Raw genomic sequence first — 16,021 nt, forward strand, 5'->3', positions numbered from 1 at the left:
CCGTTCGGCGATGTGATCGAGTTGGAGGGTGCGAAGCATTTCGCGATCAATGGCGGGACGACTGAGCGATTCCATGATTTGGCGACGGTGGATCTGGGCCCGGAGGGTGGGCGCACGTTGGTGAACGTCTTCCGTGGACAGCCGAGACAGTTGCCGTACGAGGTGAAGATGTTGGAGCGTCACCCGTTGGGCAGTCAGGCGTTCATTCCGTTGAAGACGACGCCGTATCTGGTGGTTGTAGCTCCGGCGGGCGAATTGGACGTGAGCAAGATGCGTGCGTTCGTCTCGGATGGCTGGCAGGGTGTGAACTATGCGAAGGGCGTGTGGCATCACCCGTTGTTGGCGTTGGATGAGGTGAGCGACTTCGTGGTGGTGGACCGGGGTGGAGAGGGACACAACTGCGATGAGCTGGACTTGCCGGGAGTGTATTTGCTGACGCGGGCTGAGTTGGATGCGGTGCAGGGAGCGCAGAAGGCTGCGTGAAGAATGAAGTCAGTGGGACAAAAAGACGCCGGGCGATGCTCGGCGTTTTTTATTGGGCCAAAGAAAGCGGAGTGAGGCGCCGAGGAAAGTGGTGAGGCGAGTAGAGGGACAGGAAACGTGTGGGCGACGACACGGCCGTCGCGCAGCAGTTGCGGAGCACGTGCGGGGCGGTTGTGGCGTCGCGACTACGCTGGAGAAGAGCGGTGTCGACGGGACTGGTGGCGTCGAGAAAGGAAGCGGGAAGCGGGCGGTGTCGGTTGAGGCACTGGGTGCAATGAGGGAGACGGACCGGGGCGCCTTTCTGCAGCGAGTTGGGTTTATGTCTGAGCGGCGGAAAGGGGCCCCGGTCCGTTAGGGGGAAGGTTTTAGGGGCCGGGGGTAAACACAACAGTCTGAGTCGAAACCCAACTCCTATACTTCGAAACACCGATCTGGTGCGAGGGAGGTGGAGCAGGAGGGCGGGCGCACCGAAAGCGTGCGCAGAGCGTTAAAAGGTTGGAAAAGGATAGAAAAAGGGCGGAAAAACAGCTCGGGCATGGATATTGCTCGATCTCGACACAGCAATCTGCGGAGAAGCGTATGGTCGAGAGCTATAACGAGATGGCGAGCATCACGGGTGCGACGCGTTCGCACTACCGTCGGTTTGACGACTGGCTAAAGTGTCAGCCAGACGATGTCTTGCACCATAAGCGAGCCGAGGCCGATCTGGCGTTCAGGCGCGTCGGGATTACCTTTGCTGTGTATGGGAACGAGGCGGGCACGGAGCGTTTGATTCCGTTCGATCTGATCCCTCGGATCATTCCTGCGCATGAGTGGCAGACCTTGCAGACGGGATTGCGTCAGCGAGTCGAGGCGCTCAACAAGTTCATTCACGATGTCTACCATGACCAGAACATCCTGCGCGCGGGGGTGATCCCGGCCGATCAGGTGTTGAAGAATGCGCAGTACCGTCCGGAGATGCAGGGCGTGGACGTTCCTGGCGACATCTACTCGCACATTGCGGGCGTCGATGTCGTCAGAGCGGGAACGGGAGACGACGGCGTCTTCTACGTCTTGGAGGACAACCTACGGGTGCCATCCGGCGTGTCGTACATGCTGGAGAATCGCAAGATGATGATGCGGTTGTTCCCGGAGTTGTTCGCACGCAATCGCATCGCACCGGTGGAGCATTACCCGGACTTGTTGCTCGACAGCCTGCGCGCCGTAGCGCCGATCGGCGTGGACGATCCGACCGTCGTCGTCATGACGCCTGGCATCTACAACTCCGCTTACTTCGAGCATGCGTTCCTGGCGCAGCAGATGGGTATCGAGCTGGTCGAAGGGCAGGATCTGTTCGTCGAGGACAACCTCGTCTACATGCGCACGACCAATGGTCCGAAGCGTGTCGACGTCATCTATCGTCGCATTGACGACGACTTCCTTGATCCATTGGCCTTCCGTGCCGACTCGACGCTCGGCGTGCCGGGGTTGCTGAGCGTCTATCGTGCGGGACGCGTGACGCTGGCCAATGCCATCGGTACGGGTGTCGCCGACGACAAATCCATCTACCCGTTCGTCCCGGACATGATCGAGTTCTACCTCGGAGAGAAGCCGATACTGAACAACGTGCCGACCTACCAGTGCCGTCGGCCCGACGACCTTGCGTACACCCTCGACAACCTCGGTGAGCTAGTCGTCAAGGAGGTTCATGGTGCGGGCGGCTACGGCATGCTCGTCGGTCCGGCGTCCACCAAGGCTGAAATCGAAGCCTTCCGCCAGCGGCTTATCGCGAAACCCGACGGCTATATCGCGCAACCCACGCTGGCACTCTCCGCATGCCCGACGTTTGTAGAAGCCGGTATCGCGCCGCGACACATCGACTTGCGGCCGTTCGTGTTGTCCTCGGGCAAGGGCGTGACCATGGTGCCGGGTGGTCTGACGCGCGTAGCGCTCACGGAGGGTTCGCTGGTCGTCAACTCCTCGCAGGGCGGGGGAACGAAGGACACCTGGGTATTGGAAAAGTAAGCGAAATTATCGGGAAGAGATCATGCTCAGCCGTACCGCCGACCACTTGTTCTGGATGGCCCGCTATATGGAGCGGGCTGAAAACACTGCTCGCCTGCTCGACGTCAACCTGCAAAACCTCCTGCTTCCGCAAGATGCCGTCGACGACGAAGACGACACCGACATGACGCAAGTCCTCGCCGGTGGCATCGACAATGAAGCGGGCTGGCGCGCTACCTTGCGCATCTCCGAGCTGGAGCCTGCGTTCAACCGCAAACACGGGCGGGCGACGCGAGCCAACGTGCTCGACTTCGTGGTGCGCGACCCCGAGAACCCGTCGAGCATCGCCTGCTGTCTGGCCGCTGCGCGGGAGAACGCCCGTGCTGTGCGCGGCACACTCACGACCGAACTGTGGGAGACCGTCAACAGTACCTGGCTGGATTTCCCGCGCATCCTCGATCTGCTTGAGCGCGACCCTGCGCACCTGTTCGAATGGGTCAAAGTGCGCTCGCACCTCTCGCGTGGCGTGAGCTTCGGCACCTTGTTTCAGGACGACGCGTTCTACTTCACCCGGCTCGGCCTGTTCCTTGAGCGTGCCGACAACACCGCCCGCATTCTCGACGTCCGTTTCCACGAGGCGGTGCGTGCCGACAAGGCAGGGCCGGATGCGTCGCATCCGACCGACTTCTACTACTGGTCGGCCGTGCTGCGCAGTGTTTCCGGTTTCGAGATCTACCGGAAGGTGTACCGCGACGTTATTACACCCGAGCGTGTGGTCGAGCTGCTCATGCTCAACGCACACATGCCGCGCTCATTGCTCGCATCGCTCACCGGCGTGTGCGAGAACCTCGCCACGCTCTCCAATGCCCAGTCCGGCGACGTCGAACGCTATGCAGGCAAACTTCAGTCCGAACTCAAATACACCGACATCCAGCAAATTCGACAGCAAGGCTTACACCCTGTGCTGACCGAATTCCTCGAGCGAGTTTCCGTGCTCGGCAACAAGATCAGTCAGACCTTCCTGATCCCGCTCGCCGCCTGATGCCATGCGCCTGACCATCCGACACGAAACCACCTACCGCTACGATACGCCGGTGCGCTACACCATCCAGCAGCTTCGGCTCACGCCGAGTGCGTCGGAAGTGCAGCGCATCGTGCAATGGCGACTGAGCGCGCCGGGCAAGCTCACGCCCGCGCGTGACGCCTTTGGCAACGACATGCATACGCTCGTGCTGCATCAACCGCACGATGAGATCCATCTGCTGGCCGAAGGCGAGGTCGAAACGACGCCGCTCAATGACGGCAGGCTCGGGGAAACGAGCCACGCCGTACCAGTGTTATGCTTCGCCAGCCCTACGCCGTTGACGGGGCGCAGCGACGGCATCGACGCACTGGCGGGCGATGCCGGGGTTGCCACGCCGGGTGAGTTGCTGGCGTTGGCGGCATCCATTTGCGAGCAGGTCGATTACGAGTCGGGGATCACCGCCGTGACCAGCACCGCCGCACAGGCGCTCGCACTGGGACGCGGCGTCTGTCAGGACCACGCCCACCTCATGCTGGCCGTCTGCCGTGCGCGAGGCGTGCCTGCGCGCTACGTCAGCGGGTACATCGATCCGGGCGACGTGCCGCACGCGGCCAGCCATGCCTGGGTCGACGTGTGGGTCGAGGGGGCAGGGTGGGTCAGCATCGACGTCACCCATGCCTGCTTCGCCAGCGGCAACTACTGCCGTCTGGCGGTGGGACGCGATTACGAATCTGCGGCACCCGTCAGAGGAATGCGCAGCGGCGGTGCGACCGAGAAGTTGCACGTATCGGTCAGTGTCGATACGGCACCAATCGATCAATAACAATAGCTTTTCAACGTAGCGAGGCAGCGCGCCTTGCACGGCAAGACAGGAACGACATGACGTATTGCGTGGCCATGAAGCTCGATGCCGGGCTGGTCTTTCTTTCCGACACCCGCACAAACGCGGGCGTCGATCATGTGAGCACATTCCGCAAGATGCTCGTCTTCGAGCGTCCGGGCGAACGCGTCATCGTGCTGCTCTCGGCGGGGAATCTCGCGTTGACGCAGGCGGTGCGTCAGCAACTGGTCGAAGCGCGAGACACCGAAACGCTGTGGACCGCGAAGACCATGAGCGACGTCGCGCGTGTCGTCGGGCAGGCCATTCGCGACGTCTATACCCGTGACGCCAAGTCGCTCGAAGCGTTCGGCGTCGACTTCAATTGCAGCTTCCTGCTGGGCGGGCAAATCGCCGGTGCGCGTAGCCGTCTGTTCCAGTTGTACTCGGCGGGCAACTTCATCGAGGCGTCCTCCGTCAATCCGTACTTCCAGATCGGCGAGTCGAAATACGGCAAGCCCATCATCGACCGGCTGGTCACGCCCGCGACGTCGCTCGACGACGGCGCGAAATGTGCCCTCATCTCAATGGACTCCACGCTGCGCTCGAACGTCTCCGTCGGATTGCCGCTGGATCTGCTCGTCTACGAAGAAGATAGTTTGCGCGTGACGCGTTTCGCGTCGCTCGACGACGAGAACGTCTACTACAAGATGATCCACGACACGTGGGGCTCGCGTCTGCGTCAGGTGTTCGACGAACTGCCTGAGCCGCAATGGGCGACGTCCAGCGTGGCCAGCGTGCCCGCGTCACTGCCGCCGCGGGCCGAGCCACCCGAAGGCATGCCCGGTGCAGATGAGCCGGGGAGCGTTCAGTCGCTCGCGCAGACCGTATCGCTCAAGATACCGTCCTGATGCTCAATGCGCAGACGCGCGTCGGCCTTTGCACGACGCGCATCTGCGCAGCGATCACGCCAACCCGAGACTGCGGTGCTGCTTCCGATACAGCCATGCACTGACGGCGAGCGTTGCCGCTTCCGTGGCGAGTAGCGTGTACCAGATCGCGCCGCCGCCGAAGAGTGCGTCGAGCAGCCAGAGAATACCCAGCAGCAGAATCCAGCTGCGCAGCATCGCAATGGCTGCCGACGGGCCGGGTGCTTCGACCGCCGTCAGATAGCCCGCCACGATCAGATTGCCTGCCGCAGGCAGAAACGCCAGCGCGTACCAGATGACGGCGTGTTCCAGAATCGACCAGGCGTCGCCACCGGCGGGCAGGAAGAGGAACGTCAGCGGACGAGCCAGCGTCGCCATCGCCACCGCGACCAGCAGCGAGAATCCCATCACCGCAATCACGCCCAGACGGAACGACCCCTGAAGCGCCTTCGCATTCTGTGCGCCGCGATAAAAGCTGATCATCGGCTGCATGCTCTGCACGAGGGCGACCATCGTCACCGTGGCGCCGAGCGTCATGTATTCGAGGATGGCGTAAGCGGCCAGCCCCGGTTCACCAAAGCTCACCAGAATCACGCGGTTGAAGACGAACACCGTCACCGCTGGTGCGATCGCGCCGAGGAACTCCGACGCGCCGTTGTACATCGCACGCCACACGTGTGTTTCGCCGCCACCGAAGGCGCGACGGGCGGGCACCACTCGCTTCGCCAGGAAGAGGTGATACGCGAACATCACGCTGCTCGACACCATCATCGACAGCCCGGTGGCCAGTGCGGCACCGTGCATCCCCATCTCACGAACGGCGATGAACCAATAGTCGAGCGCCACGTTCGCGAGTGCGCCCATGAACATCGCATACAAACCGAAACGGGCGGCGGGTGCCCCTTCCACGCGCAGGAACAACTCCATCGCGTAGAGACCATTGGCAAACAGTACGAACCAGCCCCAGCCGGACAGATAGGCGACGACATCCGCCGTGATTGCGCCTTGCGCACCCAGGGCGGCAGCGATCTCATGCTTGAAGATGAGCACCGCAGCACTCATTACAACACCCGAGACGAGCATCACCCATAGCACCTGCGAGAACGCGCGACGCGCCTCGGTATGGCGCTGCTCACCCAACAGACGGGCGATGAGCGTTGCACCCCCGACGCCCACCATCACGCTGACCGCGTACGGTACATAGAGCAACGGCACCACGAGGTTCAGCGCGGCCAGCGCTTGTTGGCCGACGTAGCGGCCGATGAAGATTCCGTCGATCAGCGTGTAGATCGTGTAGACCCAGCCGGAGAGGATCGTTGGAATCGCGAGAGACGTAAATTCCTTGAGCAGGGACGTCCTGGCGCCCTGCGAATGATTGCAATGATTGGTAGACGTGGAAAGAGACATGGTCCCCCCGATGACTTCGCACCGCGTCGTGTCGGGACGCGGCTCACCGTGGCTTGCACATCAAAGGCTTCAGAACTTCAGAGACTTCGGGATGGAGAGGGTTGTCGCTCACGCGCAAGCGATGGCGTAAGCGCTCCGCCCCGCTGCGTGACACCCGGGCGGGTGGACGTCAGCGAGGCAGTCAGACGGACGGAGGGAACATCGCCTGGTGCAGATGCACCCAGACGACGCCTTGCCGGGAGGAACAGAAGAGGAGGAAATTCATGATGTTTATCGTTCGGCCCGGAAAGCCGGGCGCGTATGACAGACAAGCGGTGTCACACCGAAGTTCCCGCGCTTGAGGACAAGCGACGTCAAGCGACGGCTAACATCATGGGAATGTCACGATGAAAAAAAGGGGCGCCGAAGCGCCCCAACATGGGTCCAGCAAGAAAGACGGTATTGCCGTTATTGTTGTGCGCCGCCGTTAAACCACGCGGCAATCTTCTGGCGCTCTTCATCGGTCATTTGCGTCACGTTGCCCAGGGGCATCGACTTGAGCGCGACCGATTGCTGATAAATGCGTTGTGCGTTCTGCGAGATCTCGGCGGGCGTATCGAACATCACGCCGGCCGGAGCGCTGCCCATCATCGTCGGCTTGGCCGAGTGACAGGTGGCGCAACGCTGCGTCAGGATCGGCTGAATCTCCGAGAGCTTCACGGCCGGGGCAGCGGCCTCACCGTGCGCGCCGGCGGCAGGTGCCGGGGCGGGGCGCGGGGCGGCAAACACGGCAACACCGGCGAGGAGTGCAGCACCGGCAACCGGCAACGCGTACAGATTCTTGCCTGCGTGACGCAGCACGAAGAACTGACGAATCATTGCGCCTGCGGCCATGATGATCGTGAGGATCACCCAGTTGTACGGATTGCTGTACGTGAACGCGTAGTGGTTGCTGATCATGATGAACACGACCGGCAGCGTGAAGTACGTGTTGTGCACCGAACGTTGCTTGCCGAGCTTGCCCCAGATCGGGTTCGGGACTTCGCCCTTCGAGAGCGCGTCCACGCTCTTGCGCTGGCCCGGAATGATCCAGAAGAACACGTTCGCCGACATCGACGTGGCCATCATTGCGCCAACGATCAGGAAGGCGGCGCGACCGGCGAAGATGTGCGTCGTGGCATACGTTGCGGCCACCACGAACAGGGCCACACCGATGCCCAGCAGACGATCGTTCTTGCCCAGAATGCGGCACAGGAAGTCATAGACGAACCAGCCGCCGATCAGGAACGCGACCGCGAGGCCCACGGCCTGCCCCGGTTGCAGATCCATCACGTTCTTGTCGATCAGATACGTCTGCGGTTGCAGCAGGTACAGCACGCAGAACAGGGCGAAGCCCGAGAGCCACGTCGTGTACGACTTCCACTTCGACCAGTGCAGATCTTCCGGCATCTGCGGCGGCGAATTCAGATACTTCTGGGCGTGGTAAAAACCGCCGCCGTGCACCGACCACATTTCGCCGAACACGCCTTTCTGCTTGTCCTCGGCCGCTTTGGGCGGCTTCAGACCATTGTCCAGCATCACGAAATAGAACGACTCGCCAATCCAGGCAATGGCCGCCACCACATGCAGCCAGCGCAGCAACAGATTGACCCAGTCGGTAATAAACGCTTCCATCTTATGTTCTCCTCAACTGCCTGACGTTCACGTTCGCGATTTAGCTACCGCGATACGTTGAAAAGCTCCACGGCGACACCAGAAGGGGCACGTGGTAATGCTGGGAAGGCTCCGCGATGCCAAAACGCAGCACCACGCGATCCACGAAGCGCGGCGACGGCACTTCCACGCCCTGTGCGGCGAAATAATCGCCCGCGTGGAACACCAGCTCGTATTCGCCTGCGGCGAATTCCTCACCTTCAAGCAGCGGCTTGTCGCAGCGGCCGTCGGCATTCGTCTGCACGTCGCGCAGCGAACGGCGCTCGCCGTCCACGCGCCACAGCTCGACACGGATGCCCGCGCCTGGCTTGCCGTGCGATGTATCTAGTACGTGGGTAGTCAGTCGTCCCATGATGTCTCCTGTGATGGATGGGTGCATTGTAGGGAGATGGCGGCCCGGCAACGCGCGCAATACCAAAGATAAAAACGCGCACATACCCCGTTATGCAGGATAAAAAGATGACGCGCTTCAATAGGGCATCCCGACGTCTGAAGCGTACGCCGCGTGCACCGGAATTGGGATTTTTTGGAGGACTATTGGATTTTGTTATCCAGCGCATAACGCGTTACGTATGAGCCGTTATCGCGACAGGAGACGGATCGCCCGGGAAGCCCAATGGTTACGTGCATGCTTGGGGAAAACCCGAGACGCAAGATAAGCATTCATGCATACGTTCCATGAAAAAAACACTATAGCCTCCGATGGTCTTGCCGCAAAGTGCGTCGACCTGCACCATTGAGTCACCCTAAAAATAGACATTAAACAGCCCCCCGAGGGACGGAGACGCAATGAGTGTGACAACCAATACCGTGGATCCGGTCGATGAACGACTGCCGATCGGAAAATTGTTCATGCTGGGCCTGCAACACGTTCTGGTGATGTATGCGGGCGCGGTCGCCGTGCCGCTTATCATCGGCGGCGCGCTGGGCCTGCCCAAAGATCAGATTGCGTTTCTGATCTCCGCCGATCTGATGTGCTGCGGCATCGCCACGCTGATTCAAAGCGTCGGTGTGGGCCGCTTCGGTATCCGTATGCCCGTCATCATGGCGGTCACATTTGCTGCCGTCGGGCCGATGCTCGCCATCGGCACGAACCCCTCGCTAGGCTTGCCCGGTATCTTCGGGGCGACCATTGCCTCCGGCATCATCGGCACGCTGATCGCGCCGCTCGTCGGCAAGCTGCTGCGCTTCTTCCCGCCGATCGTGACCGGCATCGTCATTACGTCCATCGGTCTGACCATCATCGGCGTGGGCATCAACTGGGCGGCTGGCGGTGTAGGCAACCCCGACTACGGCGACCCCGTCTACCTCGGTGTGTCATTTGCGGTGCTCATCTTCATCTTGCTGATCACGCGCTTCGTGAAGGGCTTCTTCTCGAACATCGCCGTGCTGCTCGGCATCCTTTTCGGATTCGGCATTGCACTGTTGCTGCACAAAGTGAATTTCGACGGTCTCGATCAGGTGAAATGGTTCGACGTCGTGCTGCCGTTCCACTTCGGCATGCCGGTGTTCGATCCGTGGGCCATTGTGACGCTCACCATCGTGATTCTGATTACGTTCATCGAGTCGACGGGCATGTTCCTCGCGCTGGGCGAGATCGTCGGCAAGCCGGTGGATGAGAAGGCGCTGGTCGCTGGTTTGCGTGTCGATGGCGTCGCCACTGTCATCGGCGGACTGTTCAACACCTTCCCGCATACCTCGTTCTCGCAGAACATCGGTCTCGTTGGCGTAACGGGCGTTAAGAGCCGCTGGGTGTGTGCCTCGGCTGGCGTCATCCTGCTCGTGTTCGGCCTGATTCCGAAGATGTCGGTCGTCGTGGCGTCCATTCCCCAGTTCGTGCTGGGCGGCGCGGGCGTCGTGATGTTCGGCATGGTGCTCGCCACGGGCATCAAGATCCTGTCCAAGGTCGACTACTCGCATAACCGCTACAACCTGTATATCGTAGCTATCAGCATCGGTATGGCGATGATTCCGGTCGCGTCGAACAAGTTCTTTGCGAAGATGCCGGAACAGCTCGCGCCGTTGCTGCATAGCGGGATTCTGCTCGCTACGCTGTCCGCCGTGATCCTGAACGCCTACTTCAACGGCTTCAAAGCGCCGGTGACGCACGGCAACGGCCACGGCGAGAAGAACGGATCGGGTATGGGCCTGGAGGCGCATTGATGAAAACGTTGCTCGTCAAGAATGCCGAAGTGCTGGTCACGATGGACGCCGGTCGCCGCGAAATCGCGCGCGGCGGGCTGTACATCGAAGACAACCGGATCGTGGCCGTCGGCACCAGCGATACGCTGCCGGCGAGTGCCGACGAGGTGCTCGATCTGACGGGGCACGTCGTCATTCCGGGGCTGGTCAACACGCACCACCACATGTACCAGAGCCTCACGCGGGCCATCCCGGCCGCGCAAGACGGCGAGCTGTTCAACTGGCTGACGAACCTCTATCCGGTGTGGGCCAACCTCACGCCGGAGATGATTCGCGTCTCTACGAAGACGGCGATGGCCGAACTGCTGCTCTCGGGCTGCACCACGTCGAGCGACCATCTCTATATCTACCCGAACGGCTGCAAGCTCGACGACAGCATCGAAGCCGCCGCCGAGATCGGCATGCGCTTCCACGCGAGCCGGGGCAGCATGAGCGTTGGCCAGAGTCAGGGCGGACTGCCGCCCGACCGTGTGGTCGAGCGTGAAGACGACATTCTCAAAGACACGCAGCGTCTCATCGAGACGTACCACGACGAAGGCCGTTACGCGATGCTGCGCGTGGTCGTCGCCCCTTGCTCACCGTTCTCGGTAAGTCGTGACCTGATGCGCGAGTCGGCCACGATGGCGCGCCACTACGGCGTGTCGTTGCACACCCATCTGGCCGAGAACGTCAACGACATTGCCTACAGCCGCGAGAAGTTTGGCATGACGCCAGCGGAGTACGCGCAGGATCTTGGCTGGGTCGGTCACGATGTCTGGCACGCCCACTGTGTTCAGCTCGACGACGCGGGTATCGCGCTCTTCGCGAAAACCGGCACCGGCGTGGCGCATTGCCCGTGCTCGAACATGCGGCTCGCGTCAGGTATCGCCCCGATTCGCCGGATGCGCGACGCCGGTGTGCCCGTCGGGCTCGGTGTGGACGGCTCAGCGTCCAACGATGCGGCGAGCATGATCAACGAAGCGCGTCAGGCGCTGCTGCTGCAACGGGTCGGATTCGGCCCGAGCGCGATGACGGCGCGCGACGCGCTGGAGATCGCGACGGTCGGCGGCGCACGCGTGCTGGGTCGCGACGACATCGGCGTGCTCGCGGCGGGCATGGCGGCGGATTTCGTCGCGTTCGATACACGTGGCGTCGGCATGGCGGGCGGTCTGCACGACCCCGTGGCGGCGCTCGTCTTCTGTAATCCTGGACAAGCCGCGTACAGCGTGGTGAACGGACGGGTGGTGGTGCGCGAAGGGCGTCTGACGACGCTCGACCTGCCGTCGCTCGTCACGCGTCACAACGCGCTGGCGCGGCAACTGGCCGAGGCTTCCCGATAAGGCGTTGCCACACCGGCCGCACATTCATGGTGTGAGGTCGCGGGACTGCTCACCCCAATCGGCAGATTCGGGTGAGCCGGTTCCGGCGTGGCGATGGGCAAGCGGGAAGTCGGGGTGGCGTTCCCGTGCATGGGGAACGCTGCCGTGCGGTTCGGCGGGGCGGTGGGGGCCGCTCCGTCGGTAAAAACGGCACAGCCCCTTTGATTGACTCGATATCAGGACGGCGTACGCGATTCCAGCAGGGTGCGCGTTGCGTCGGAAATCACACTGCGCAGCCAGCGCACCTCGTCCGAGTAGTGCGTGCGCTCGTGCCACAACTGGTAGTACTGCATCGGCGGGAAATCGATGGGCGTCTCCAGCACCGTGAGCGGCAGGAACTCCGCGTAGTGGTCGGCAAACAGGCGCGTCGTCGTGAAAATCAGATCGGATTTCAGCAGAACGTACGGCGCCAGATTGAAGTACGGAATCGTGACGACCACATTTCGCTTCAGACGCTCGCGCGCGAGGTGCATGTCGATCGCACCGCGCTGAGCGACGGAGTAGGGCGTCGGCGCGAGGTGCGGGCTGCCGAGGTATTGCTCCAGCGTGAGCCCGCGCTTGGCGTACGGATGCGTATTACGGACCAGACACACGATCTGGTCGACGAACAGATTAGAGAGGTGAAGCTGCTCGGGCGGTTCCGGCCAGTTGCCGATGACGATATCCACCTTGCCGTCTTCGAGCGCATGTTCGTAGTCGAAGGCGGGGCCGAGCGAGTGCAGCTCCAGTTGCGCGTTGGGGGCTTGCTGGCGGAAGCGCTCGACAACCGTCGGCACGAACAGCGTATTCAGATAGTCGGGCGAGCCGATGCGGAACGTGCGCACCGTCGTGGCCGGGTCGAAATTCGATTGCTGCACCGTAATGCGCTCGATTTCGCGCAATGCGTTTTGCGTCGGCTCCAGCAACGACTGACCGTATTCGGTCGGCACCATGCCCGATTTGCCGCGAACCAGCAGCGGATCGCCAGTAATGTCGCGCAACCGGCGCAGCGCAGCGCTGATCGCCGGTTGCGACTGATTCAGTTTGACGGCCGCACGCGTCACGCTGCGCTCGATCAACAGGGTATGGAGAACGCGCAGCAAATAGGTGTCAATCGGTTCGCGGTTTTGGCTCATGAGGAATATAACGATCCGGATATGTCGGACCCTGTAGTGCATAAGTAAATCATTATGAAGGACAAGGTGAGGGGCCTCTATAGCGGAAAGTCCCTATCACAAGACGCCCGTCGTTCGTAAGGTGGCCTTAGATGTCCCTGTTAATGACACAGACTCGACATTTCACCGCGAATTGGGTATTTTCGGACCGCCCAAGCCCCGAACTCAGACTCAGTCAGACTCCGCCAGTGACCCTTTCCATGCAATCGACGCCACGTCTGGCGCTGACCGGCATCACCAAACGCTACCCGAGCGTGGTGGCCAACGACGACATCGCGTTGAGCGTATTACCCGGCGAGATCCACGCTGTACTGGGTGAGAACGGTGCAGGTAAAAGCACGTTGATGAAGATCATCTACGGCGCCGTACGTCCCGACGCCGGGGAAATCCTGTGGGAAGGCCAACCGGTTCGCATCGACAGCCCGGCCGCGGCACGCAAGCTCGGCATTGGCATGGTCTTCCAGCACTTCTCATTGTTCGAGACGCTCACCGTCGCGGAGAATATTTCTCTTGCGCTCGACGACGCAGGCCGCGACCTCAAAGCGCTGGCCAAACGCATCCGCGAGGTCTCGACCCAGTACGGGCTTGAGGTCGATCCGGTGCGCCACGTGCACAGCTTGTCCGTCGGCGAGCGTCAGCGCGTGGAGATCGTGCGCTGCCTGTTGCAGAACCCACGTCTGCTCATCATGGACGAACCGACCTCGGTGCTCACGCCCCAGGCCGTCCAGAAACTCTTCACGACGTTGCGCCGCCTCGCCGCCGAGGGATGCAGCATCGTCTATATCAGTCACAAGCTCGACGAAATTCGCGATCTTTGCGACCGCGCGACCGTGTTGCGTGGTGGGCGCGTCTCCGGGCACGCCGTGCCGCGTGAGGAAACCGCCGAGACGCTGGCGCAGATGATGATCGGACGTGCGTTGCCGCAGATCGAGCGTCGTGCGCATCAGCCGGGCGACGTGCTGCTGTCTCTCAAGAACCTTTCGATGGCGAGCGAAGATCCGTTCGGGACCTCGCTGCATGACGTCAATCTCGACGTGCATGCGGGCGAAATCGTGGGGATCGCGGGTGTGTCTGGCAACGGGCAGGCCGAACTGCTCGCAGCGCTCTCGGGCGAGGCTCGCGCGCCGCAAGCGGAGGCCATTGCACTGCACGACCGTGCGGTCGGTCGCATGGGCGCGGCCACGCGGCGAAGGCTCGGACTCGCCTTCGTCCCGGAGGAGCGTCTGGGGCGCGGCGCAGTGCCGAGCATGTCGCTCATGGATAACGCCTTGCTGGGCGCGTCGGGCACGGCGCATCTGGGCTTGCTTCGCGGGGGATGGATTCGTCGAGGCACGTTGCGTAAGTTCGCCACGCTGTGCATCGAGCGCTTCAACGTGAAGGCCGGTGGCCCGGACGCTGCCGCGCAAAGCCTCTCGGGCGGCAATTTGCAGAAGTTCATCGTCGGACGCGAGATTTTGCAGGAGCCACGGGTGCTCGTGGTGGCGCAACCGACGTGGGGCGTGGATGTCGGGGCTGCGGCCTTCATCCGTCAGCAATTGCTGGACTTATCGGCGCGTGGCGTGGCCGTGCTGGTGCTGTCCGAAGAGCTCGACGAGCTGTTCGAGATTTGCGACCGGATTACCGTGCTGGCGCAGGGACGTTTGTCGCCCGTGCGTAAGCCCGAGCAGACCGACGCGCGTGAGATCGGCCTGTGGATGGCGGGGATGTTCCCCGGTGGTCCGGGAGAACGCACCACAGTGGCGGCCTGACGGGCAAACACGGGCAAACGCAGCATTTTCCTTTTTCGACGTGTTTCGGTGCGTGACGAACGACTGCTCGCCAGCCGGAACACTGTAATGTTTTCATCGATTCATCAGACATCATGTTCGATCTCACGCTTGAGCCACGGCCAAGTCCTTCCCGCACCATGCGGCTCGCGATGCCGTTAGTGGCCACGCTCATCACGTTGGCTGGCGGCGTGCTTATCTTCAGCTTTCTCGGCAAGAATCCGGCGCAGGCGATGGCCGCATTCTTCCTTGCGCCGATCAGCAGCCTGAACGGCTGGTCGGAGTTGCTGCTCAAGGCGTCGCCGCTGTGCCTGATCGCGTTGGGGCTTGCCATCGGCTATCGCGCGAACGTCTGGAATATCGGCGCGGAAGGGCAGCTGTTGCTCGGCGGGATCTTCGCCTCCGGCGTGGCGATTCATTTCGACGGTCATGGCGGTGCGTGGCTGCTGCCGCTGATGATGGTGGCCGGTGCGCTCGGTGGCATGCTGTGGGCTGCGATTCCGGCGCTGCTGCGCGTGCGCTTCAACGCCAACGAGATTCTCGTGAGCCTGATGCTCACCTACGTCGCTACGCAACTGCTGATCTATCTGGTCAGCGGACCGTGGCAAGACCCGCATGGGATGAACTTCCCGCAGTCCATCAACTTCAGCCGCGAGGCACTCTTCCCGCGTTTCTTCGGTGACTGGCATTGGGCGACATGGCGGGGCACGCGTCTGAATGCCTCGATCTTCATGGCCGTGGCGGCGGTGCCGCTTGCGTGGTTCTTTATGCGCAAGAGCTTCGCGGGATACCGCATGGAAGTCGGTGGGCTCGCACCGCTCGCTGCACGCTATGCCGGTTATTCGGAACCGCGTGCCGTCTGGCTCGCGTTGCTGATCGGTGGCGCGGCGGCCGGGCTTGCCGGAACGGGCGAAGTGGCCGGGCCGGTGGGGCAGTTGCAGGCGACGTGGGCACCCGGGTACGGCTTCACAGCCATCATCGTCGCGTTCGTCGGCCGGTTGCATCCGGTGGGGATTGTGCTGGCGAGTCTGCTCATGGCGCTGCTGTATCTCGGCGGCGAAGCGGTGCAGACGTCGCTCCAGTTGCCCAAAGCCATCAGCGGCGTGTTCCAGGGGCTGCTGCTGTTCAGTCTGCTGGGCTGCGACGTGTTTGTGAACTACCGACTGCGTCGGCGCGCTCGTGCGCTCACGCGCGACGCCTGAGGAG

At 62.1% G+C, this 16,021-nt stretch carries 13 protein-coding genes; 9 read left to right on the forward strand and 4 right to left on the reverse strand.

Annotated elements, in window-relative coordinates; all coding sequences use genetic code 11:
- The 5 genes from PCO31010_RS00005 to PCO31010_RS00025 form a co-directional block, all read left to right on the forward strand.
- Nucleotides 1-483: ureidoglycolate lyase (locus tag PCO31010_RS00005; RefSeq protein ID WP_150662438.1), on the forward strand; the 483-nt coding region annotated here is incomplete at its 5' end.
- A gap of 579 nt (nucleotides 484-1,062) precedes the next feature.
- Nucleotides 1,063-2,487, forward strand: coding sequence for a circularly permuted type 2 ATP-grasp protein (locus tag PCO31010_RS00010; protein ID WP_174984114.1), 1,425 nt, complete (start codon nucleotides 1,063-1,065; stop codon nucleotides 2,485-2,487).
- Between the two features lie 22 nt (nucleotides 2,488-2,509).
- On the forward strand, nucleotides 2,510-3,508 hold the full coding sequence (locus tag PCO31010_RS00015; protein WP_150662439.1) for an alpha-E domain-containing protein: 999 nt from the start codon (nucleotides 2,510-2,512) through the stop codon (nucleotides 3,506-3,508).
- A 4-nt stretch (nucleotides 3,509-3,512) separates the two neighbouring features.
- Nucleotides 3,513-4,313 carry a transglutaminase family protein gene (locus PCO31010_RS00020; RefSeq protein WP_150662440.1) on the forward strand — a complete coding sequence of 267 codons (801 nt, stop codon included), beginning with the start codon at nucleotides 3,513-3,515 and terminating at the stop codon, nucleotides 4,311-4,313.
- 56 nt (nucleotides 4,314-4,369) lie between these two features.
- Nucleotides 4,370-5,218, forward strand: coding sequence for a proteasome-type protease (locus tag PCO31010_RS00025; RefSeq protein ID WP_150662441.1), 849 nt, complete (start codon nucleotides 4,370-4,372; stop codon nucleotides 5,216-5,218).
- A gap of 54 nt (nucleotides 5,219-5,272) precedes the next feature.
- Here the strand turns inward: PCO31010_RS00025 and PCO31010_RS00030 are convergent, their stop codons facing one another.
- The 3 genes from PCO31010_RS00030 to uraH form a co-directional block, all read right to left on the reverse strand.
- Nucleotides 5,273-6,643 carry an MATE family efflux transporter gene (locus PCO31010_RS00030; protein WP_150662442.1) on the reverse strand — a complete coding sequence of 457 codons (1,371 nt, stop codon included), beginning with the start codon at nucleotides 6,641-6,643 and terminating at the stop codon, nucleotides 5,273-5,275.
- 447 nt (nucleotides 6,644-7,090) lie between these two features.
- On the reverse strand, nucleotides 7,091-8,296 hold the full coding sequence (locus PCO31010_RS00035; protein ID WP_150662443.1) for a urate hydroxylase PuuD: 1,206 nt from the start codon (nucleotides 8,294-8,296) through the stop codon (nucleotides 7,091-7,093).
- 40 nt (nucleotides 8,297-8,336) lie between these two features.
- Nucleotides 8,337-8,687 (reverse strand): hydroxyisourate hydrolase, encoded by a 351-nt coding sequence (gene uraH / locus PCO31010_RS00040; RefSeq protein WP_039398651.1) that lies wholly within the window; start codon nucleotides 8,685-8,687, stop codon nucleotides 8,337-8,339.
- A 437-nt stretch (nucleotides 8,688-9,124) separates the two neighbouring features.
- Between uraH and PCO31010_RS00045 the strand changes: the two genes are divergently transcribed.
- Both PCO31010_RS00045 and PCO31010_RS00050 read left to right on the forward strand, forming a co-directional pair.
- Nucleotides 9,125-10,498, forward strand: coding sequence for a nucleobase:cation symporter-2 family protein (locus PCO31010_RS00045; protein ID WP_039398648.1), 1,374 nt, complete (start codon nucleotides 9,125-9,127; stop codon nucleotides 10,496-10,498).
- Entirely contained in the window at nucleotides 10,498-11,856 is a 1,359-nt protein-coding gene (locus PCO31010_RS00050; RefSeq protein ID WP_150662444.1) for an 8-oxoguanine deaminase, read from the forward strand. Before PCO31010_RS00045 ends, PCO31010_RS00050 begins: the two co-directional genes overlap by 1 nt.
- A gap of 215 nt (nucleotides 11,857-12,071) precedes the next feature.
- Here PCO31010_RS00050 and PCO31010_RS00055 read toward each other — a convergent pair whose 3' ends face one another.
- Nucleotides 12,072-13,010, reverse strand: coding sequence for a LysR substrate-binding domain-containing protein (locus PCO31010_RS00055; protein WP_039398644.1), 939 nt, complete (start codon nucleotides 13,008-13,010; stop codon nucleotides 12,072-12,074).
- Nucleotides 13,011-13,249: 239 nt separating this feature from the next.
- On the opposite strand from PCO31010_RS00055, the gene PCO31010_RS00060 reads away from it, so the two are divergent.
- Both PCO31010_RS00060 and PCO31010_RS00065 read left to right on the forward strand, forming a co-directional pair.
- The gene (locus tag PCO31010_RS00060; RefSeq protein WP_150662445.1) at nucleotides 13,250-14,797 is read left to right on the forward strand and encodes an ABC transporter ATP-binding protein; all 1,548 of its coding nucleotides are present in this window, start codon (nucleotides 13,250-13,252) and stop codon (nucleotides 14,795-14,797) included.
- A gap of 113 nt (nucleotides 14,798-14,910) precedes the next feature.
- A complete protein-coding gene (locus PCO31010_RS00065; protein WP_150662446.1) occupies nucleotides 14,911-16,017 on the forward strand; it encodes an ABC transporter permease in 1,107 nt (368 codons plus the stop codon).
- Nucleotides 16,018-16,021: the final 4 nt, after the last annotated feature.

The sequence above is a fragment of the Pandoraea commovens genome, assembly GCF_902459615.1.
Taxonomy (GTDB): Bacteria; Pseudomonadota; Gammaproteobacteria; order Burkholderiales; family Burkholderiaceae; genus Pandoraea; species Pandoraea commovens.